This is a genomic window from Streptomyces sp. GD-15H, assembly GCF_045291515.1.
Taxonomy (GTDB): domain Bacteria; phylum Actinomycetota; class Actinomycetes; order Streptomycetales; family Streptomycetaceae; genus Streptomyces.
Genome location: NZ_CP149447.1, coordinates 3,277,297 through 3,296,937, shown reverse-complemented (window position 1 = coordinate 3,296,937; position 19,641 = coordinate 3,277,297). Strand labels below are relative to the sequence as shown.

Here is a 19,641-nt window from a genome sequence, read left to right as displayed (position 1 = left end):
CGGGCCACGGCCCGGAGCTTCGACTCCGCGCGGGCCGCGGGGACGGCGGGGGCGGTGCGGGCCCGCTCCTCGAGCCCGCTCATACGGCGTGCTCCATGTCCCGCGACTTCCCGTCGCGTACGACGATCTCGCGGTCGGAGTACGCGGCCACCCGCGCCTCGTGCGTGACGAGGACGACGGCGGCGTGGGTGGACCGCGCGGCGTCCGTGAGCAGTTCCATCACACGCTCGCCGTTGAGCGAGTCGAGCGCGCCGGTGGGCTCGTCGGCGAACAGCACCCGCGGGCCGGTGACCAGCGACCTGGCCACGGCGACCCGCTGGCCCTGCCCGCCGGAGACCTCACCGGGCCGCTTCTTGCTCACGTCGTCGACCTCGAGACGCTCGAGCCAGGACAGGGCGGTCCGCTCGGCCTCCTTGCGGGGCGTGCCGTTCAGCCGCATCGGCAGGGCGACGTTCTCCACGCAGGTCAGCTCCGGCACGAGCTGCCCGAACTGGAAGACGAAGCCGAACTCCGAGCGCCTGAGCCTGCTGCGTTCGGAATCGTTCATCGTGGTCAGTTCGCGCCCGTCGTACGTGAGGGAGCCGGAGTCGGGGGTGACGATCCCGGCGAGGCAGTGCAGCAGGGTCGACTTGCCCGACCCGGAGGGACCCATCACCGCGACGACCTCGCCGGGGTGGATGGAGAGCCCGGCGCCGTCCAGCGCGATGGTCGGACCGTACGCCTTGCGCAGGTCCTGGGCGGCGAGCAGGGATCCGGCGGGGATCGTCATCGGCTGACCGCCTCACGGAGCTTGTCGAGGCGCGCCGCGGTGAGCTCCAGCCAGCGCAGATCGGCCTCGAGGTGGAAAAGGGCGTGGTCGCAGACGAGCTGGTCGGCCAGGTCGCCCCGGCGTTTGCGCTCGGTGAGGACGCGCATGCCGCGCAGATGCTCGGAACGCTGCGTGTCGAGGATGTCGGCGGCGTCGCGGCTGGTGAGCAGCGCGAGGACCACCTTGGTGTAGAGCGTCGACTGGAGGTACGGCTCCGGCTTCTCCGGCGTGGCGAGCCAGCGCGCGACGTCGGTGACGCCGGCCTCGGTGATCGCGTACCGCTTGCGCTCGGGGCCGTCGCCGGCCTCGATGCCGTCGACCTCGACGAGCCCGTTCTTCAGCAGGCGGGACATCGTCGAGTAGACCTGGCCGTAGTGCAGCGGCCGGTCGTGGCCGAACGTCGCGTCGAAGGTCCGCTTCAGGTCGTAACCGTGGCGGGGGCCGGACTCCAGGAGCCCGAGAAGAGTGTGACCGATGGACATGCGGAGGACTCTACACACGGTGTATACGCCCCGTGTATACACCGAGTGTGCAGACCGTGGAGCGAGGGGTGGGAGCCCAGGTGAGGGGTGATTGTCACGGTTCTGTCACTGAGGGGTGCTGGTGACCCCGGCGGGGAGCCGGGGGCCCGGGGAGGGTCACCCGGGCTTGGGCGAGTCGCCGGGGGGCTGGGTGGGCGGTGGTGCGGAGGGGGGTCGTACCGGTGGGCGGCCCCGGCGGGGAGGGGGCCCGCCTCGCCGGGGAGGCGGCCCGCCTCCGCGAGGGCGCGGCGCAGCAGGAATTCGATCTGCGCGTTGGCCGAGCGCAGCTCGTCGTTCGCCCACCGCGCCAGCGCCTCGTACACCAGCGGGTCCAGCCGCAGCAGCACCTGCTTGCGCTGCTGCTGCGGCCTGCGCCGAGGGGCCCTGCCCTCGGAGGAGTCGGAGGGGGTGGTCACTGGTAGAGGGACCCTGTGTTGAGGACCGGCTGCGCGGCGCGGTCGCCGCAGAGCACCACCATCAGGTTGGACACCATCGCGGCCTTGCGCTCGGGGTCCAGCTCCACGATGTCGTGCTCGGTGATCCGGGCCAGGGCCGTCTCGACCATGCCCACGGCGCCCTCCACGATCAGCTGCCGGGCCGCCACGACCGCGCCCGCCTGCTGCCGCTGGAGCATCGCCGAGGCGATCTCGGGGGCGTAGGCGAGGTGGGTGAAGCGGGACTCGATGATCTCGACGCCGGCCGCGTCCACGCGGGCGCGCAGTTCGACCGCGAGCTTCTCGGTGATCTCCTCGGCGTTGCCGCGCAGCGAGAGGCCGTCCTCCTCGTGGGCGTCGTAGGGGTACTCGATGGCGATGTGCCGGACGGCGGCCTCGGTCTGGGTGGAGACGAACTCGACGTAGTCGTCCACCTCGAAGGTGGCCTGCGCCGTGTCCGCCACCCGCCACACCACGACCGAGGCGAGCTCGATGGGGTTGCCGTAGGCGTCGTTCACCTTGAGGACCGCGGTCTCGTGGTTGCGCACACGGGTCGAGATCTTGGTGCGCGAGGTGAAGGGGTTCACCCAGCGCAGGCCGTCCTGCCGGATCGTGCCCCGGTACCGGCCGAAGAGCTGGACCACGCGGGCCTCGCCCGGCGCCACCATGTTCAGCCCGCACATCGCGAGGAACGCGGCTATGGCGATCAGGGTGCCGCTGATGATCAGCAGGGCCTTCATGCCGTTCCCGGTGACCGCCGTGGCGCTGATGGCCAGCCCGACGCCGAGCAGCAGCCCGGCCAGTCCGAGCGTCAGCGCCAGCCCGCCGCCGATGCTGTGCGCCGTCTTCTCCCGTACGCGTGGTGCCGGCATCTCCGGCACGTCGGCCGTGACCTGCGCGTCATGTGTGGACATGGGTGATCCCCCGCCTTCCGGGGCGTCTGCCGCACGGTCTCGTGCCGCTAGCGCCTGAATATCTAAGTGATATCACTTTAGCGGATCGCGGCAACCTTGGACATCTTTCGTGCGTCGGTTCCAGTGAGGCGGGTGCTGATTGTCACGTCCGTAAAGACCGGATCGGCAGCCGTTTGTCATACCTCCCGGTGTTAGGTTGCGGAGTTGACCTGAGCGGCGAATCCGTGTGGCAGTCGCGCACACATGAACGAAGCGGAGCAGAGCGGACCCATGGGACGAGCGGAAGAACGACGCGCACGGCAGCGCGGTGGGCACCGTGCGGCATCCGGGGGCCGTTCGTCGGGCGGACAGGGCCGGGGCCGGATACGCCGCCTGTTCACCTGGAAGAAGATCCTCGGCACGTTCTTCGGGCTCTGTCTGCTCGGCATGGGCGCCTTCATCGTGCTGTACATGGTGATCGACATCCCCGAGGGGAACGCCGACGCCCAGGAGCAGAGCAACGTCTACAAGTACAGCGACGGCTCGATCATGGCCCGCGACGGCAAGGTCAACCGTGAGGTCGTCGAGCTGGCGCAGGTTCCCAAGCCGGTCCAGCGGGCCTTCGTCGCCGCCGAGAACAAGACGTTCTACAAGGACGCCGGCGTCAACCTCAAGGGCACCGCGCGCGGTGTGCTGAACACCCTCTCCGGCAAGGGCGCGCAGGGCGGTTCGACGATCACCCAGCAGTACGTGAAGAACTACTACCTGACCCAGGACCAGACGGTCTCCCGCAAGCTCAAGGAACTCGTCATCTCCCTGAAGCTGGACCAGGAGAAGTCCAAGGACTACATCCTCGCCGGCTACATGAACACCAGCTACTACGGCCGGGGCGCCTACGGCGTCCAGGCCGCCGCGCAGGCCTACTACGGCGTCGACAGCGAGGACCTCACGGTCGAGCAGGGCGCCTACCTCGCCGCGCTCCTCCAGGCGCCGAGCCAGTACGACTGGGCGGTGGCCTCGGAGAACGGCAAGAAGCTGGTCAAGAACCGCTGGAACTACGTGCTGGACAACATGGTCGAGCAGGGCTGGCTGGACGGCTCCGAGCGGTCCGGCATGGAGTTCCCGGTGCCGGAGGACCCCAAGGGCAACCCGGGCATGGCGGGCCAGACCGGCTACCTGGTGGAGGCGGCCAACAACGCCCTGAAGAAGCAGCTGGTCGCCGAGGAAGCCGTCGAGGACGCCAAGCAGGCCGACGCCCTGGTGGACCTCGGCGGCTGGACCATCACGCTCAACATCGACAAGAAGAAGCAGGCGGCGCTGGAGAAGGCGGTCAGGACCCAGCTGACCGACAAGCTGGACCCGAAGGAACGCGAGGTCGACGCCGACGTCCAGGCCGGCGCCGTGTCCGTGGACCCGAAGACGGGCGCGGTCGTGGCGATGTACGGCGGTGTGGACTACCTCAAGCACTACATGAACAACGCCACCCGCCCCGACTACCAGCCCGCCTCCACCTTCAAGCCGGTGATCCTGGCCGCCGCCGTCGAGGAGCAGGCCGAGACCCAGGACGGCGAGCCGATCACGGCCAACACCGTCTACGACGGCACCAGCAAGCGCCCCGTCGTGGAGAACGGCAGGGAGGTCGGGTTCGCCCCGGAGAATCAGGGCGACGTCGACTACGACGACATCACCGTCCAGACGGCCATGAACAAGTCCGTCAACTCCGTCTTCGCGCAGATGGGCGTCGACATCGGGATGGAGAAGGTGATGGAGACCGCCGGCAAGCTCGGCATGGACGTCGAGAAGCTGGAGGCGGTGCCCGCCCAGACCCTGGGCTCCATGGGCGCGAGCCCGCTGGACATGGCCGGCGTCTACGCCACCCTCGACAACCACGGCAAGAAGACCACCCCGACGATCCTGAAGTCGGCGGAGCACCTCGACCGCACCGTCACCGCCCCGGACGCGATCGGCGAACAGGCCATCAGCCGCGAGGCCGCCGACACCGTGACCTCGGTCCTGACCGGCGTGGTCGACGACGGCACGGCCCGCGCGGCCGTCCGGGACCATCCGCTGCGCGGCGGCCAGCAGGTCGCCGGCAAGACCGGCACCTCCGACAACAACCTGTCGGCGTGGTTCGCCGGCTACACCCCCGACCTGGTCACCGCGGTCGGCCTGTTCGGCGAGGACGACAAGCCCCCGCACAAGCAGGTCGAGATGTACGGCGCGGGCGGCGAGGACCGGGTCAACGGCGGTGGCTTCCCGGCGCAGATCTGGTCGGCGTACACCTTCGGCGTGAGGGAGAAGACCAGCAGGTTCGACCTGGAGACCAGCCAGGGAGCGGCCGTCAAGCCTCCCCCGTCACCGTCGTCCTCCACCCCGACGCCGTCGGACACGCCGACCGAGGAGCCGACGACCGAGGCGCCCACCACCGAGCCCCCGACCACCGAGCCGACGACCGAGGAACCCACCACCGAGCCGCCGACCGAGGAGCCGACGACCACGCCGCCGACTTCTCCGCCCGCCACCCCGCCGACGATCGGGGTCCCGGAGGACCCGGACAAGTCGACGGGCGGCGCGGACGAGTAGGCGTGAAGCAGTAGGCGGGGCAACGAACGAGGTGGGGCGCCCGGTGACAACACCGGGCGCCCCACCTCCTCTCCGTGCCGCTCAGCCGCCGTGGTTCAGCTCGAACCACACCACCTTGCCCGTGCTCAGCCGGGTCGCGCCCCAGCGCCGGGCCAGCCGGTTGACCAGGTACAGGCCGCGTCCGCCCTCGTCCGTGGCACGCGCCTGCCGGAGCCGCGGCAGCTGCGGCACGTCGTCACCGACCTCGCAGCGCAGTACGTCCGTACGCAGCAGCCGCAGCGTGACCGGCCGGGAGGCGTACCGCACCGCGTTGGTCACCACCTCGCTGACCAGCAGCTCCACCGAATCGGTCAGCTCCTCCATGCCCCACCGGGACAGCGCCCTGCGGGCCAGCCGGCGGGCCCGGCCGGGAGCGGCGTCCTCCGGCTCCAGGAACCAGTACGCCACATCGCTCGGCGCGATCCCGTCGAAGCGGGCGGCGAGCAGCGCGATGTCGTCGTCCCGGTCGCCCGGACCGAGCATGTCGAGCACCTCGTCGCACAGCGCCTCCAGCGGCGGCGGATGATCCGGGCCGGTCAGCTGCGCGGTCGCGGCGAGCTTCTCGCGCAGCTGCTCGATGCCGGTCCACACGTCCCGCAGCCGGGACTCGACCAGACCGTCGGTGTACAGCAGCAGGGTCGCCCCCGCGGGTGCTTCCAGTTCGACCGCCTCAAAGTCCACGCCGCCGACGCCGATCGGGGCGCCCGAGGGCACCCGCAGCACCTCGGCCCGCCCGCCCAGGGGCAGCAGAATGGGCGGCGGATGGCCGGCGTTGGCGATGGTGATGCGGTGCGCGACCGGGTCGTACACCGCGTAGAGGCAGGTCGCCATGCGGTCCGCGCCGAGCCGCTGGGCCTGCTCGTCCAGGTGGTGCAGCACCTCCTGCGGGGGCAGGTCGAGTCCGGCCAGGGTCTGGGCGGTGGTGCGCAGTTGACCCATGATCGCGGCGGACGTCATGGAGTGCCCCATGACGTCGCCGACCACCAGCGCGACCCTGCTGCCGGGCAGCGGGATGGCGTCGTACCAGTCACCGCCCACGCGCGCGGTCTCCGCGGCCGGCAGATAACGGGAGGCCAGCCGCACACCGGTGCAACGGGGCAGGTTCTCCGGCAGCATGGTGCGCTGCAGCTCGTCGGCGATGTACGCCTCCCGCCCGTACAGCACCGCTTTGTCGATGCCGAGGGCGCTGTGCGTGGCGAGTTGGGCGGCGACCAGCAGGTCGTCGGCCTCGAAGGCGATGCGCTCGGGGCCGCGCAGGAACAGGGCCGCGCCGATGACCCGGCGCCGGCCGCGCAGCGGTGCGAGGATCGCCCGCTGCCCGTCGGGTACGGCGGACCCGCCCTCTTCACCGAGAAGTTCGGGCAGCGCGGCGCGGGCGGCGGGCGCGTCCGTGAACACCGGCCGTACGCCGCGCAGCACTTCGGCGAGCGCGCTGCCGGGCCGCACCGTGCACCGCTCCGCGCCGACCGAGTCCAGCGGGGACGGCTCGGGCGGGGCGGCCGGCACGAATCCGTTCTCGGTGTCGCGAGCGGCCGGGATCCGGTCGCTGCGGCGCAGCCGCAGCACCAGCGGACCGGTGGGCCGCTCGTCGCCGACCGGCAGCGGATCGCGCAGATAGACGAGGATCGTGTCGGCGAAGGTGGGCACGGTGGCCCGGCACAGTCCCATGACGATCTCTTCGAGATCGATACCGCGGGCGATCCGCCGGGTCGCGGCGCCGACGAACCTCAGCCGGTCCCCGTCCCGTCGCATCGGCGTGGGCCTCCCGGGCATCGTCACCTGCCCGGTGCGGCGCTCCAGGCCGTCGGGAGGTCGTGCGGAGCGGTCCTGCGCCGGGCCGTCCGGTGCGTCGGGCTTGTGTCCTTGTTCTCCGGGTTCTCCGGCAGGCTGGAGCGGGATGCCCTCGGACGCGGGCCGGGGCCGGTGCGCGTCCGGTTCGGCGTCCTGCCCGGCGCCCGGCTGGGAGTGCTCGGCGCCGGGTCCGCCCGCCGGGCCCGCCGTCGGGGACGCGGCCGACGCGGACGACGCAGCGGGCGGCGCAGACGGCGATGTCGCACCCGGCCCGCGGGCCGGTGTCGAGGCGGGCAGGAGCGCCCCGCGGGCATCCGCGGGGGTGACGCCCGGTTCCGGGCGCTCGTAGGAGGTCGGCTGCTCCGTCACGCGTGTCGAGTCCATCCGTCCGGGGCCACGTCCCTGTCCTCGCATTCCCGCCTGCCCCGTGAGTGTGAGGGCAGGGACGTACGCCGTGCGCGCAGTACGTCCCGCCGAAACTCCGATACCCGGAATGTGTGTCCCCGGAACGGAATTCCCGCGTGGTCAGAGGTTGTTCCTGTGCCGCCTGCCGACCGTCCCCGGCCCGCACCGGTGTTGCCGTACCCCTCGCTCACGTCCTGCCGCCCCTCGGTGACGTTCGGTCAATCCCAGCGCGTGCTACGGAAGTTGTTGCCGCTCCGTGCCTTGCGGAGGACGATCCTACGTTTCTTGCCCCGGGGTGCATCAAGAGTCTCATGACGACAGATGCGCGGGAGCGCGGTCCCAGTCCGGTGGCAGTGACGGTACCGTCCAGGACGGATCCGGGCGCCAGTTCTGCCAACCGTCCGAGAACGGCGCACCCCACCGGGCGATCACGTCCACCGCGGCCCGGCCGGCCTCCCGCACCCTTCCGGCCAGAGCGGCGTCCATGAGTCCGTCCCGCTGGGCCTGTGCGAACTCGTCCTCGTCGCGCCAGTGCCAACTGTGGTCCGGATGCACGGAGATGTCCAGGAAATGATCCTCGGAGTCCACCCCGCCCGACCAACGGGCCAGCGGCTCCTCCAGGTTCACGTACCAGTTCTTGAACCGCCAGCCCGAGTCCCAGAACAGCCACACCGACCAGGGGTCGCCGGGCCGGGCCAGCTTCAGCACACCGGTCCCGAACCAGTGGTCGCGCTGCACCGTACGGGGCTTGGTGTACCGGGTCGGGAGCGGTTCCTGGTGCACGGGCGTACCGTCGGCGAGCACCGGCTTCACGCACTCGGTGCCGGGCGCCATCCACGCGGCGAGCAGTTCGGGATCGTCGCGTACGACCGTGACGGGGCGCGCGATGTGGATGTGCGCGCCGCCGTTCTCCCGGTAACGCCACAGCACCTGCGTCCCGGGCGCCCAGTGGCCCCGGGGGCCGCCGAGGCCCTCCGGGGCGCCCGCCGCCCCGTGTTCGCGCCGTGGACCGCCCGCTTCTCCGCGTCCTGCCGCTCCGCCCTCTTCCATGGGCAGATATTAGGTGCCCATGGCACCCGACGCCGCGGTCCCCGTCACGGTTCACCCATGCGCAACGGCCTGCCATGACCGGATCGTGACGGGGAGCCACCTGCGTCACGCCGGTCTACGGGCGCGTCATCCGCAGGACGTCCAGGGCCTCGTCGAGCTGCTCCACGGTGAGGTCGCCGCGCTCGACGTACCCGCTCTCCAGGACCACCTGGCGGATGGTCCTCCGCTCCGCCAGCGCCTTCTTGGCGACCTTCGCGGCCTCCTCGTAGCCGATGTACTTGTTGAGCGGGGTGACCACGGAGAGGGAGGACTCGGCGTACTCGCGGGCCCGCTCGCGGTCGGCGACGACCCCGTCGACGGTACGGTCGGCGAGCAGCCGGGAGGCGTTGGCGAGCAGCCGGATCGACTCCAGGGTGTTCTTCGCGATGACGGGCAGCATCACGTTGAGCTCGAAGTTGCCGGACGCGCCCGCGGTGGCTACCGCCGCGTCGTTGCCCATGACCTGCGCGCAGACCATGAGCACGGCCTCCGGGATGACCGGGTTGACCTTGCCGGGCATGATCGAGGAGCCGGGCTGGAGATCGGGCAGGGTGATCTCGGCGAGGCCGGTGCGGGGCCCGGAGGCCATCCAGCGCAGATCGTTGGCGATCTTCGTCAGTCCGACCGCGATCGTGCGCAGCTGACCGCTGGTCTCCACGATGCCGTCCCGGGCGCCCTGCGCCTCGAAGTGGTCGCGGGCCTCGGTCAGCGGCAGCCCGGTGACCTCGGCGATCTCCTCGATGACGGCGGCCGAGAACCCGGGCGGGGTGTTGATGCCGGTGCCGACGGCGGTCCCGCCGAGGGGCAGTTCGGCCAGCCGGGGCAGGGAGGCGTGCAGCCGCTCCACCCCGTACCGCACCTGGGCGGCGTACCCGCCGAACTCCTGCCCCAGCGTCACGGGCGTGGCGTCCATGAGGTGCGTCCGCCCGGACTTCACCACGTCGGCGAACTCCTCGGCCTTGCGCTCCAGCGAGGCCGCGAGGTGCTCCAGGGCCGGCACGAGGTCCCGGGTGACGGCGGCGGTGGCGGCGATGTGGATCGAGGACGGGAAGACGTCGTTGGACGACTGGGAGGCGTTGACGTGGTCGTTGGGGTGCACGGCCCGCCCGAGCCGCTCGGTCGCCAGGGTGGCGATGACCTCGTTGGCGTTCATGTTGGACGAGGTGCCCGAACCCGTCTGGAACACGTCGACCGGGAAGTGCGTATCCCACTTGCCCTCGGCGACCTCCCCGGCCGCCGCGCCGATCGCCTCGGCGATGTCCTTGTCCAGCACCCCGAGGTCCGCGTTCACCTTCGCGGCGGCGCCCTTGATCCGGGCGAGGGCCTCGATGTGGGCGCGTTCGATGCGCTGCCCGGAGAGGGGGAAGTTCTCCACGGCCCGCTGCGTCTGCGCCCGCCACTTGGCGTCGGCCGGTACCTTCACCTCCCCCATGGAGTCGTGCTCGATGCGGTAGTGCCGGCTGTCGTCCGTGGTCGTCATCGTCATACCTCCGAAGGTCCACAGCAGTGGTGCGGGCCGGGTGTATTCCTGCCGGTCCCTTGACAGCATTGCGCGCGGGTACCCGGAACGGACTCCGCCCCGCCGCGAGGGGGCTGCGGGGCGGAGTACCGTGTGGAGGCCGGCGCCGGCCAGGTGCCCGGAGGCACGCGTCGTCGGCCAGGAGGCCCGTCCGCGGGGACGCGCTCTCACCGGCCGCGGGGAGACGGCCACCCGGCGACCCGCGTACGCCGTCAGGCCGACCGGGCGCCGCACGCGTCCGCTGCGGGCGCCGGCGTCGGACGGCGTGGTGAGCGTGCCGCCGCCGACCTCGACCGTGGACCTGCCGTAGGACCTGCCGGGACACCGCCGGGCCGGGACACCGCCGGGCCGGGACCCGGCGGTGTCCCGGCTTCAGGAGACGGCCTGCTGCCAGAGGGTGTGGGCGATGCCGTCGGCCGCGCGGTTCAGGCCGATGGTGTCGATGTTGGTGAGGGTGTCGCAGGACCGGTGGTAGCAGGGGTCGTAGGCGGAACCGGCCGTGCCGCCCCATTTGGTGGCCTGTGCGGACGTCTTGCGGGCGCTGGCGCCCATCGCGTAGCCGGAGGTGGGGATGCCAACCTGCTCGAAGGGGTAGTCGTCGCTGCGCCCCGCGCCCTCGGTGTTCTCCTCGGGCCGCAGGCCCAGCGAGTCCCAGTACGCCTTCATCGGCGCGGCGGCCGACGAGGTGATGCGGTTGATGAAGTAGCCGCCGTTGGTCGAGGCGACCATGTCGAAGTTGTAGTACGCCCGGATCTTGGAGCGCTGGGTGGAGGACAGTGAACGGACGTAGAACTTCGAGCCGTTGAGGCCCTGCTCCTCGTCGGTCCACCAGGCGAAGCGGACCCGGTTGCGCATGGTCGGGTTCTGCTGGGCCAGGGTCAGGGCGTTCTCCAGGAGTGCGGCCGAGCCGGAACCGTTGTCGTTCATGCCGGGGCCCGCCGAGACGCCGTCGAGGTGGGCGCCGAACATGTACACGTTGTTCGTGTCGCCCCGCGGCCACTCGGCGATCAGGTTGGGGCCCGCTCCGCTGGTGCAGCCGGAGGTGCAGGGCTGCTCGGTGACGGTGTAACCGGCCGCCTGCAGCTTGCCCTTCACGTAGGCGACGGAGTCGCGGTACCCCTGGGTGGTGGAGCGGCGGTTGCCGCCGTTGCGGCCGGCGATGGCGCTGAGCTCGCTCAGGTGCGCACGCATCTTCGTCACGTCGACGTCAGGCGCGGCGAGCGCGTCCACGGCGAGGGCGGACCGGCTCGCGTCCGCGGGAGCGGCGGCCGCGGCGGGGAGCGTTCCGCAGCCGAGCACGACGGCGAGGGAGAAGCTCGCCACGGCGAATCGTCGTCTCACACTGTCTCCTTCGAGAGGTGGCCGTGGGGTGGCCACATGGAGCCCGACATGGCATGTACATGTCAGATTGGCGAGAAGACTCACAGCGGAGGTTGAGGGAGTCAACGGAAACGGGGCCCGCGCGGGCAGGTTGTCCAAAAAGGAACACGGCGTCCGCTATCCGGGCGCGCGGAGCCCCGCAGCAGCCCTCACGGGCGTTTCCGGGGCCGGGGTCTGCCGTGAGGGCACGGCCGGTGTCGAGCTGTCCCGGCCGGTCGAGGGCGAACTGCGGGCGGTGGACCGCCCCCGGCCCGTCCGGCGTTCGGGGGCGGGGCCCGTTCGAGGCCGAAGGAGCCCCGGGGCGCGGCCTAGGAGACGGGAAGGGAGGGGGCGGCGGGAGCCGAAACCCTCAACCGCCGCCCCCCCGGGGCACTACGCCAGCCCCGGCCCCCGCACCGGAATCGTCGTGAACGTCGGCGCCGGCGCCGGATCCTGGAAGAAGTCGTTGCCCTTGTCGTCGACGACCACGAACGCCGGGAAGTCCTCGACCTCGATCTTCCAGACCGCCTCCATGCCGAGCTCCTCGTACTCCAGGACCTCGACCTTCTTGATGCAGTCCTGGGCGAGCCGGGCGGCCGGGCCGCCGATCGAGCCGAGGTAGAAGCCGCCGTGCGCCTCGCACGCGTCGGTGACCTGCTGGCTGCGGTTGCCCTTGGCCAGCATCACCTTGGAGCCGCCGGCCGCCTGGAACTGCTCGACGTAGGAGTCCATGCGGCCGGCCGTCGTCGGGCCGAAGGAGCCGGACGCGTAGCCCTCGGGGGTCTTGGCCGGACCGGCGTAGTACACCGGGTGGTCCTTGAGGTACTGCGGCATCCCCTCGCCCGCGTCCAGCCGCTCCTTGATCTTGGCGTGCGCGATGTCGCGGGCCACCACCAGCGGGCCGGTGAGCGAAAGCCGGGTCTTGACCGGGTACTTGGTGAGCTCCGCCAGGATGGCGTCCATCGGCTGGTTCAGGTCGACCTTGACGACGTCGCCCTCCGACTCCAGCTGCTCGTCCGTCGTCTCCGGCAGGAACCGCGCCGGGTCCTTCTCCAACTGCTCCAGGAAGACGCCCTCGGAGGTGATCTTCGCGACGGCCTGGCGGTCGGCGGAGCAGGAGACGGCGATGGCGACCGGGCAGGACGCGCCGTGCCGCGGCAGGCGGACCACGCGGACGTCGTGGCAGAAGTACTTGCCGCCGAACTGCGCGCCGATACCGATCTTCTGCGTCAGCTCGAAGACCTTCTCCTCCAGCTCCTTGTCCCGGAAGCCGTGGCCCAGCGGAGAGCCCTCGGCCGGGATCTCGTCGAGGTAGTGCGCGGAGGCGTACTTCGCGGTCTTGAGCGCGTACTCGGCGGACGTACCGCCGACGACGATCGCCAGGTGGTACGGCGGGCAGGCGGCCGTGCCGAGCGAACGGATCTTCTCCTCCAGGAACTTCATCATGGAGGTCTCGTTCAGGACGGCCTTGGTCTCCTGATAGAGGAAGCTCTTGTTGGCGGAGCCGCCGCCCTTGGCCATGAACAGGAACTTGTAGGCGTCGCCGTCGGTGGCGTACAGCTCGATCTGGGCCGGGAGGTTGGAGCCGGTGTTCTTCTCCTCCCACATGGTCAGCGGCGCCAGCTGGGAGTAGCGCAGGTTGAGGTTCCGGTACGCGTCGTAGACGCCCCGGGACAGGGCCTCCTCGTCGCGGCCCCCGGTGAGGACGTTCTGGCCGCGCTTGCCCATGACGATCGCGGTACCGGTGTCCTGACACATGGGGAGCACGCCGGCCGCCGCGATGTTGGCGTTCTTCAGCAGGTCCAGGGCGACGAACTTGTCGTTGGCCGAGGCCTCGGGGTCGTCGATGATGCGGCGCAGCTGGGTGAGGTGCGCGGGGCGCAGGTAGTGCTGGATGTCGCGGATGGCCTCTTCGGCGAGCTTGCGCAGTGCCTCCGGCTCCACCTTGAGGAAGGTCCGTCCGTCGGCCTCGAAGGTGGAGACACCTTCGGAGGTCACCAGCCGGTAGGGGGTGGTGTCCTCTCCCATGGGGAGCAGATCGGCGTACTCGAACTCAGGCATCTCGCCCATTCCTCACTCGACAGGTGGCCGCCCGCCTCCGTCGGCGGGCGCTCACCAGCGTATGGCCTGCCGCAGCCGGTGAGCTTGTGAGGTTGTCCTCAGTGACTCCCGACGGGTGCGTGGGTGGGTTTCCGACGGGTTCCGGACTCGTTCACGAGTAGTTCCTGACAGGGGGTAGTCGCGATCTATCGCGTTTGGGTACGCTGCTGTCGTGGACCTTCAGAAGCACGCCCAGCCCCAGGACGGTGCCGCGCCGGCCGCCGATCTGCGCGTCTCGGACGCGGACCGTGACCGCATCGCCGACCTCCTGCGCGAGGCCCTCGCGGAGGGTCGGCTCACCGCCGACGAGCACGCGGAGCGTGTCGAGGGCGTGCTGGCCGCCAAGACGGCCGGTGAGCTCGAGGTGTTCGTCCGGGACCTGCCGGGTGCCCATCAGGGGCGCCCGGCCCATGCCTCGGCGCCGAGCCGGCCCACCGCCGGCGCCATCCCGATGGACCCCGACGAGAACGTGGTGGCGGTCTTCAGTTCCGCCACCCGCAAGGGCCGCTGGCGGGCCGGGCGCCGCATCCATGTGTACGCGGTCTTCGGCAACGTGGAGATAGACCTCAGCGAGGCGCTCTTCGACCACCAGCAGGTCGTGATCAAGGCCTTCTCGGTCTTCGGCAACGTCGAGGTCCGCGTCCCGCAGAACGTGTCGCTGCGCGGCATGGGCGGTGGCGTGCTCGGCAACTTCGAGGTCGCCTCGCTGGACGCGGAGGACCCCGAGGCCCCGGTGATCTACGTGGACGGCTGGGCGGTGCTGGGCAATGTCGAGGCGCGGCCCAAGCGGGGCAAGCTGGTGGCGGACATCCTCGACCGGGTGCAGCGCTCGGTGGACAAGCGCAGGCACCTGGACCGTTGACGCTCTGCGGCGGGGGTGAGCGGAATCGCCGCGTCCGCGGGTCGCGGAGGCGGTCCGTGTCGAATTCCGGTGTCGGAAACGGCGGTTCGGGACTCAGTGCATAGGCGTGCGCACAGCGGGTAGGCCTTGCTGCATCGTCTCTCGCTCGCGAAGCCGTCGTCAGGAGTAGACCCGTGCCGCAACCGCCGCATTCGCCCCTGCAGGTAGCTGCCGTTCCGGCCCAGCGGGTGCCGACGCGAGACAGGGATCAGGACGCGCCCTGGCACACCGAGGCGGTGTGCCGGCGTGACGAGGCAGGACTGTTCTTCGCCCCTTCGAAGGAACCCACGGCCGCCCGGCTCTCCCGCGAGGCGGCCGCCAAGCGGGTCTGTGGCCGCTGTCCGGTGATGGTCGAATGCCGGGAGCACGCCCTGCTCCAGCCCGAGCCCTACGGGGTCTGGGGCGGCCTGACCGCCGCCGAGCGCCGTGTGGTCCTGGCGCGGCGCCGCCGCCGCGACCTGGAACTGCAGAAGGCGGTGCGCACGACGGGATCCATAGCGGCGGCCGGCTGAGGCGTACACCGACAGGGCGCCCCCACCGCACCGGGGGCGCCCTTCTGACGCCGCGCCCTTCAAGGGACGCGGGAACCGCGCGACCTGTGCCGCACGCCGGGTGCGCTCCCCGCGCCGTGGTTCAAGAGGGGCGCGGGAACCGCGCGCCCGGCCCCGGCGGACCCGCCCCGTTCGACGGGACGGGCCCGCGGTGACCCACGGACCGCACACCGCGGGCCACCCGCACGTCCTTCGGCGAACCCGGCGGAGCTACCTGGCCCGGTCGAAATCCACCGCGCTGTAGGCGCGCAGTTTGCTCAGCCGGTGCTCGGAGTCGATCCGGCGGACCGTGCCGGACTTGGAGCGCATCACGATGGAGTCGGTCGTGGCGGTCTCGGGGCGGTAGCGCACCCCGCGCAGCAGCTCGCCGTCGGTGATGCCGGTGGCCACGAAGAAGACGTTCTCCCCGGTGACCAGGTCGGCGTCGGTCAGCACCCGGTCGAGGTCGTGCCCCGCGTCGATCGCGCGCTGCCGCTCCGTGTCGTCCTGCGGCCACAGCTTGCCCTGGAGGGTGCCTCCGAGGCACTTCACGGCACAGGCCGAGATGATGCCCTCAGGGGTGCCGCCGATGCCGAGCAGCAGGTCGATGCCGGTGCCCTCGCGCAGGGCGAGGATCGAGCCGGCCACGTCGCCGTCGGAGATCAGCTTGATGCGCGCCCCGGTCTCCCGGATCTCCTTGATGATGCCGTCGTGCCGCGGCCGGTCGAGGATCACCACGGTGACGTCCTCGGGCGTGACCCGCTTGGCCTTGGCGACCCGGCGGATGTTCACGGACACGGGCGCGTTGATGTCGACGAAGTCGGCCGCCTCGGGCCCGGTGACCAGCTTGTCCATGTAGAACACCGCCGACGGGTCGAACATCGAGCCGCGTTCGGCGGCGGCGAGCACGGCGATCGCGTTGGTCATGCCCTTCGCGGTCAGCGTGGTGCCGTCGATCGGGTCGACGGCGATGTCGCACTCGGGCCCCGTCCCGTCACCCACGCGCTCCCCGTTGAAGAGCATCGGGGCCTCGTCCTTCTCGCCCTCGCCGATGACGACGACGCCGTTCATCGAGACGGTGGAGACGAGGGTGCGCATGGCGCGTACCGCGGCACCGTCGGCGCCGTTCTTGTCGCCGCGCCCGACCCAGCGCCCCGCGGCCATCGCCGCTGCCTCGGTGACCCGGACGAGTTCCAGAGCGAGGTTGCGGTCGGGAGCTTCGGAGGGCACATCGAGCTCGGACGGCAACTGATGATGCTCGGTCATCGGAGCGCACCTTTCTGTACGACGACGGCCGGATGAGGGTATGGGGTCGACTCTAACGCCGGGACGACAAAATGAGCAGGGGACCCCACGGATGAGCGCGGCGGGCACCTGCAACGATGGGGGCGTGGCAGGAACGAACAGCACACAGAAATCGGCCCGGGACATGATTCTCTCCCTGGGTCTCATCTTGCTCGCCGCGGGAGTGATCTGGCTGTTCAGCCCGCACGGCGGCACGGAGCCCGATCTCAAGCGGGTCGACTACCGGATCGAGCTGCTGACCGCACGCCGTGCCGCCTCCTACGCGGTGGCCGCGCCCGAGGGTCTGCCCGAGGCATGGAAGCCCACCTCCGTCCGCTTCCAGGGCGAGGACTTCGACGCCTGGCACCTCGGCTACCGGGCCCCCGACGGGGAGTACGTGGCGGTCGAGCAGTCCGCCCGGAAGCCTTCGGTCTTCATCGAGGACGCGACCCAGGGCGCGGAGAAGACCGGGACCACCCAGCAGATCGACGGCAGGACCTGGACCCGGTACGAGGGCGATCACTACGACGCGCTGGTGCACGAGGACCCCGAGGGCTCGACCACGGTGGTGACGGGCACGGCGTCCTTCGACCAGCTGACGCGGATGGCCGAGGCCCTGCGCACCGAATCCGCCGACTGACAGGTTCGCGACGGCAGGCATACGGCAGGACCCCCCGACACGCCGTGTCGGGGGGTCCTGCCGTATGTGCGGGCGACCGTCAGACGGTGGTGACGACCTCGTCGTACTCCAGGCGCGGGAGGCGCGGGAACCAGGCGTCCGGGCCGGGACGGCCGATGTTGACGACCACCAGCGGGGTGTGGTCGTCGTCGAGGAACTCCTTGCGGATGCCCTCGAAGTCGCAGCCGGTCATCGGGCCGGCGGCCAGACCCGCGGCACGCACGCCGATGATGAAGTACGCGGCCTGCAGGGCGGCGTTCAGGGAAGCCTGGCCCTCCCGCATCGAGCGGTCGCCGGCGAACATGTCCTTGGCCCCGGGGAAGTGCGGGAAGAGCTGCGGAAGCTCCTCGTGGAACTCGTTGTCCGCGGAAAGGATGGCGACCAGCGGGGCGGCGGCCGTCTTGGTCGCGTTGCCCTCCGCCATGTGCTGGACGAGACGCTCGCGGGCCTCGGGGGAGCGGACCAGGGTGACGCGCAGCGGCGAGTTGTTCATGGAGGTCGGGCCGTACTTGACCAGGTCGTAGATGGCCCGTACCTGCTCGTCGGTCACCGGCTCGTCGGTGAACGTGTTGGCGGTGCGCGCCTCGCGGAACAGCAGGTCCTGGGCGGTGGGGTCAAGAACGAGAGACATGCGTGAACTTTCTGAGGGGGAGCGTCGGCTCCGCACGATCGGCGCGAAACCCTTGACGGGGAAAACGTTACGACAGGGAAGTTCAAAGTTCAACTAAAGGTGGGGTCCGGTGATCTGCTCCACAGGGAAACCGTGTCGGAGTGGCGCATGTCACATCGGTCCGGCGGACGCTTCGTCGGCTGTTCACGGTCTTGAAGGGCAGCACGCCGCCACTCGCGGAAGAGAGGACCAGCCCGGTATGACCGACACCGTCAAGGGCCCCGCCAGCTACTTCCCGTCGATCGAGAAGAAATACGGCCGTCCGATCGCGGAGTGGAAGGAGCTGATGCGCTCCTCGCCGCTCGTCAAGCACATGGAGCTGGTCGCCTGGCTCAAGACCGAGCACGGCCTGGGCCACGGTCACGCGAACGCCCTCGTCGCCCACACGTTGGCCGAGGACAACGCCAAGTAGTCCTGGCGGGCCGGATGCGGGCGGACCCGGCAGTCGGGGCGGGCCGGGGAGCGGACTACGGCTCCCCGGCCCCGTTCTCCGCCCGTTCCGCTCCAGCGGCCTCCTCCGCGAGCGCCGCGTCCAGCCGGGCGCGTGCCCCGTCCAGCCGGCGCCGGCACACCTTGGTCAGCTCCTCGCCCCGCTCCCAGAGCGCGAGCGACTCCTCCAGCGTCGTACCGCCCGTCTCCAGGCGGCGCACGACCTCGATCAACTCGTCCCGCGCCTGTTCGTAACCGAGCGCCTCGGCCTCGGTCGAGGCCGCCGTCGACTGGTCCTTCTCGCTGGTCATCCGCCCACCCTACGCATCGACTCGGACAGTGAACTCACCCTCGGACACCCGTGCCCGCAACGCCTCGCCGGGCTCCACCTCGCCCGGATCACGCACCGCGTGCCCGTCGGCCCGCTGCAGCACGGCGTACCCGCGCTTGAGCGTCGCGGCGGGGGACAGGGCCACCACGCGCGCGTGCGTGTGCGCCAGCTCGGAGTCGGTCCGGTCCAGCTGGTGCCGCAGGCAGCGCCGGGCCCGGTCGAGCAGCGCCGTGACCTCCTCGGCCCGCGCGTCGACCATCCGGTGCGGGTCCTCCATCGAGGGCCGGGCCAGCGCATGGGCCAGCCCCCGCTCCTCCCGGTCGACGAACGCCTGAACGCAGCGCCGCGCGCGGTCGCGCAGCAGCCGCACCCGCTCGTACTCCTCGCCCACGTCCGGGACGACCTTCTTGGCGGCGTCCGTCGGGGTGGAGGCCCGCACGTCGGCGACAAGGTCCAGGAGCGGGCTGTCCGGCTCGTGCCCGATCGCGGAGACGACCGGCGTACGGCAGCCCGCCACCGCCCGCACCAGCTGCTCGTCGGAGAACGGCAGCAGGTCCTCCACGCTGCCCCCGCCCCGCGCGACGACGATCACGTCCACGTCGTCGACCGCGTCCAGCTCCTTCACGGCCTGGACGACCTGCGGCACCGCGTGCACACCCTGCACGGCGACGTTGCGCACCTCGAAGCGGACGGCGGGCCAGCGGCGCCGGGCGTTCTCCAGCACGTCCCGCTCGGCGGCCGAGGCGCGTCCGCAGACCAGCCCGATCAGCCGCGGCAGGAACGGCAGCGGCTTCTTCAGCTCCGGCGCGAAAAGACCCTCCCGCGCGAGGGACCTCTTCAGCTGCTCCAGCCGGGCGAGCAGTTCCCCGACCCCGACCGGCCTGATCTCGGCGGCCCGCAGCGACAGCTGCCCGCGCGGGGCGTACCACTCGGGCTTGCAGTGCACCACGACGCGCGCGCCCTCGCTCACGACGTCGGCGACGGCGTCGAACACCTGCCGGTAGCAGGTGACGCCGACGGAGACGTCGTACGAGGCGTCCCGCAGCGTCAGGAACACCATCCCGGCGCCCGGCCGCCGCGACAGCTGGGTGATCTGCCCCTCGACCCACACCGCGCCGAGCCGGTCGATCCACCCCCCGATGAGCCGCGACACCTCACCGACCGGGATGGGCGCTTCCGCAGACGTGTTGAGAGCCATGCCGCGAGAGTAGTGCGCGCCACCGACAACGCAGGCCACCGACAACGCAGGCCACCTCACCCGCCGGCCCGCACCGCT

At 71.1% G+C, this 19,641-nt stretch carries 17 protein-coding genes and 1 pseudogene; 5 read left to right on the top strand and 13 right to left on the bottom strand.

The genetic code is table 11. The features are described from left to right. Positions 1–79 precede the first annotated feature (79 nt). From WJ438_RS15210 to WJ438_RS15195, 4 genes and pseudogenes are all read right to left on the bottom strand, one after another. Positions 80–769: an ABC transporter ATP-binding protein gene (locus WJ438_RS15210; protein WP_406725731.1), complete on the bottom strand. Its 690-nt coding sequence runs from the start codon at positions 767–769 to the stop codon at positions 80–82. Next, on the bottom strand, positions 766–1,290 hold the full coding sequence (locus tag WJ438_RS15205) for a PadR family transcriptional regulator (RefSeq protein ID WP_406725730.1): 525 nt from the start codon (positions 1,288–1,290) through the stop codon (positions 766–768). Before WJ438_RS15205 ends, WJ438_RS15210 begins: the two co-directional genes overlap by 4 nt. Positions 1,291–1,446: 156 nt before the next feature. After that, positions 1,447–1,745, bottom strand: a pseudogene (locus WJ438_RS15200) (hypothetical protein). Next, the gene (locus tag WJ438_RS15195; RefSeq protein WP_406725729.1) at positions 1,742–2,677 is read right to left on the bottom strand and encodes an SPFH domain-containing protein; all 936 of its coding nucleotides are present in this window, start codon (positions 2,675–2,677) and stop codon (positions 1,742–1,744) included. Before WJ438_RS15195 ends, WJ438_RS15200 begins: the two are co-directional and overlap by 4 nt. Positions 2,678–2,947: 270 nt before the next feature. Here WJ438_RS15195 and WJ438_RS15190 point away from each other — a divergent pair, with 270 nt between their 5' ends. Then, positions 2,948–5,239, top strand: a complete 2,292-nt coding sequence (locus WJ438_RS15190) for a transglycosylase domain-containing protein (RefSeq protein ID WP_406725728.1) — start codon at positions 2,948–2,950, stop codon at positions 5,237–5,239. An 81-nt stretch (positions 5,240–5,320) separates the two neighbouring features. On the opposite strand, the gene WJ438_RS15185 is transcribed toward WJ438_RS15190, so the two are convergent. The 5 genes from WJ438_RS15185 to WJ438_RS15165 all read right to left on the bottom strand — a co-directional run bounded on the left by WJ438_RS15185 (position 5,321) and on the right by WJ438_RS15165 (position 13,511). Next, positions 5,321–7,453, bottom strand: coding sequence for a SpoIIE family protein phosphatase (locus tag WJ438_RS15185; protein WP_406725727.1), 2,133 nt, complete (start codon positions 7,451–7,453; stop codon positions 5,321–5,323). Positions 7,454–7,783: 330 nt separating this feature from the next. Continuing rightward, positions 7,784–8,524 carry a DUF402 domain-containing protein gene (locus tag WJ438_RS15180; RefSeq protein ID WP_406725726.1) on the bottom strand — a complete coding sequence of 247 codons (741 nt, stop codon included), beginning with the start codon at positions 8,522–8,524 and terminating at the stop codon, positions 7,784–7,786. A 115-nt stretch (positions 8,525–8,639) separates the two neighbouring features. Further along, on the bottom strand, positions 8,640–10,043 hold the full coding sequence (locus WJ438_RS15175) for a class II fumarate hydratase (protein ID WP_406725725.1): 1,404 nt from the start codon (positions 10,041–10,043) through the stop codon (positions 8,640–8,642). Between the two features lie 411 nt (positions 10,044–10,454). Beyond that, entirely contained in the window at positions 10,455–11,423 is a 969-nt protein-coding gene (locus WJ438_RS15170) for a M28 family metallopeptidase (protein ID WP_406725724.1), read from the bottom strand. A 411-nt stretch (positions 11,424–11,834) separates the two neighbouring features. After that, positions 11,835–13,511: a fumarate hydratase gene (locus WJ438_RS15165; protein WP_406725723.1), complete on the bottom strand. Its 1,677-nt coding sequence runs from the start codon at positions 13,509–13,511 to the stop codon at positions 11,835–11,837. Between the two features lie 202 nt (positions 13,512–13,713). On the opposite strand from WJ438_RS15165, the gene WJ438_RS15160 reads away from it, so the two are divergent. Next, positions 13,714–14,403, top strand: coding sequence for a DUF1707 domain-containing protein (locus tag WJ438_RS15160; RefSeq protein ID WP_406725722.1), 690 nt, complete (start codon positions 13,714–13,716; stop codon positions 14,401–14,403). Between the two features lie 173 nt (positions 14,404–14,576). Then, a complete protein-coding gene (locus WJ438_RS15155) occupies positions 14,577–14,954 on the top strand; it encodes a WhiB family transcriptional regulator (RefSeq protein WP_406725720.1) in 378 nt (125 codons plus the stop codon). Positions 14,955–15,203: 249 nt separating this feature from the next. Here the strand turns inward: WJ438_RS15155 and glpX are convergent, their stop codons facing one another. Then, the gene (gene glpX, locus WJ438_RS15150) at positions 15,204–16,238 is read right to left on the bottom strand and encodes a class II fructose-bisphosphatase (RefSeq protein ID WP_406725719.1); all 1,035 of its coding nucleotides are present in this window, start codon (positions 16,236–16,238) and stop codon (positions 15,204–15,206) included. A gap of 124 nt (positions 16,239–16,362) precedes the next feature. Here glpX and WJ438_RS15145 point away from each other — a divergent pair, with 124 nt between their 5' ends. Next, positions 16,363–16,896 carry a DUF4245 domain-containing protein gene (locus WJ438_RS15145; RefSeq protein WP_406725718.1) on the top strand — a complete coding sequence of 178 codons (534 nt, stop codon included), beginning with the start codon at positions 16,363–16,365 and terminating at the stop codon, positions 16,894–16,896. A gap of 79 nt (positions 16,897–16,975) precedes the next feature. On the opposite strand, the gene WJ438_RS15140 is transcribed toward WJ438_RS15145, so the two are convergent. Then, entirely contained in the window at positions 16,976–17,566 is a 591-nt protein-coding gene (locus WJ438_RS15140; RefSeq protein WP_406725717.1) for a malonic semialdehyde reductase, read from the bottom strand. Positions 17,567–17,804: 238 nt separating this feature from the next. Here WJ438_RS15140 and WJ438_RS15135 point away from each other — a divergent pair, with 238 nt between their 5' ends. Beyond that, entirely contained in the window at positions 17,805–18,017 is a 213-nt protein-coding gene (locus WJ438_RS15135; protein ID WP_406725716.1) for a DUF4287 domain-containing protein, read from the top strand. Between the two features lie 55 nt (positions 18,018–18,072). Here the strand turns inward: WJ438_RS15135 and WJ438_RS15130 are convergent, their stop codons facing one another. Next, a complete protein-coding gene (locus WJ438_RS15130) occupies positions 18,073–18,345 on the bottom strand; it encodes an exodeoxyribonuclease VII small subunit (protein ID WP_406725715.1) in 273 nt (90 codons plus the stop codon). A 9-nt stretch (positions 18,346–18,354) separates the two neighbouring features. Continuing rightward, positions 18,355–19,563 (bottom strand): exodeoxyribonuclease VII large subunit, encoded by a 1,209-nt coding sequence (xseA, locus tag WJ438_RS15125; protein ID WP_406725714.1) that lies wholly within the window; start codon positions 19,561–19,563, stop codon positions 18,355–18,357. Between the last annotated feature and the right edge of the window lie 78 nt (positions 19,564–19,641).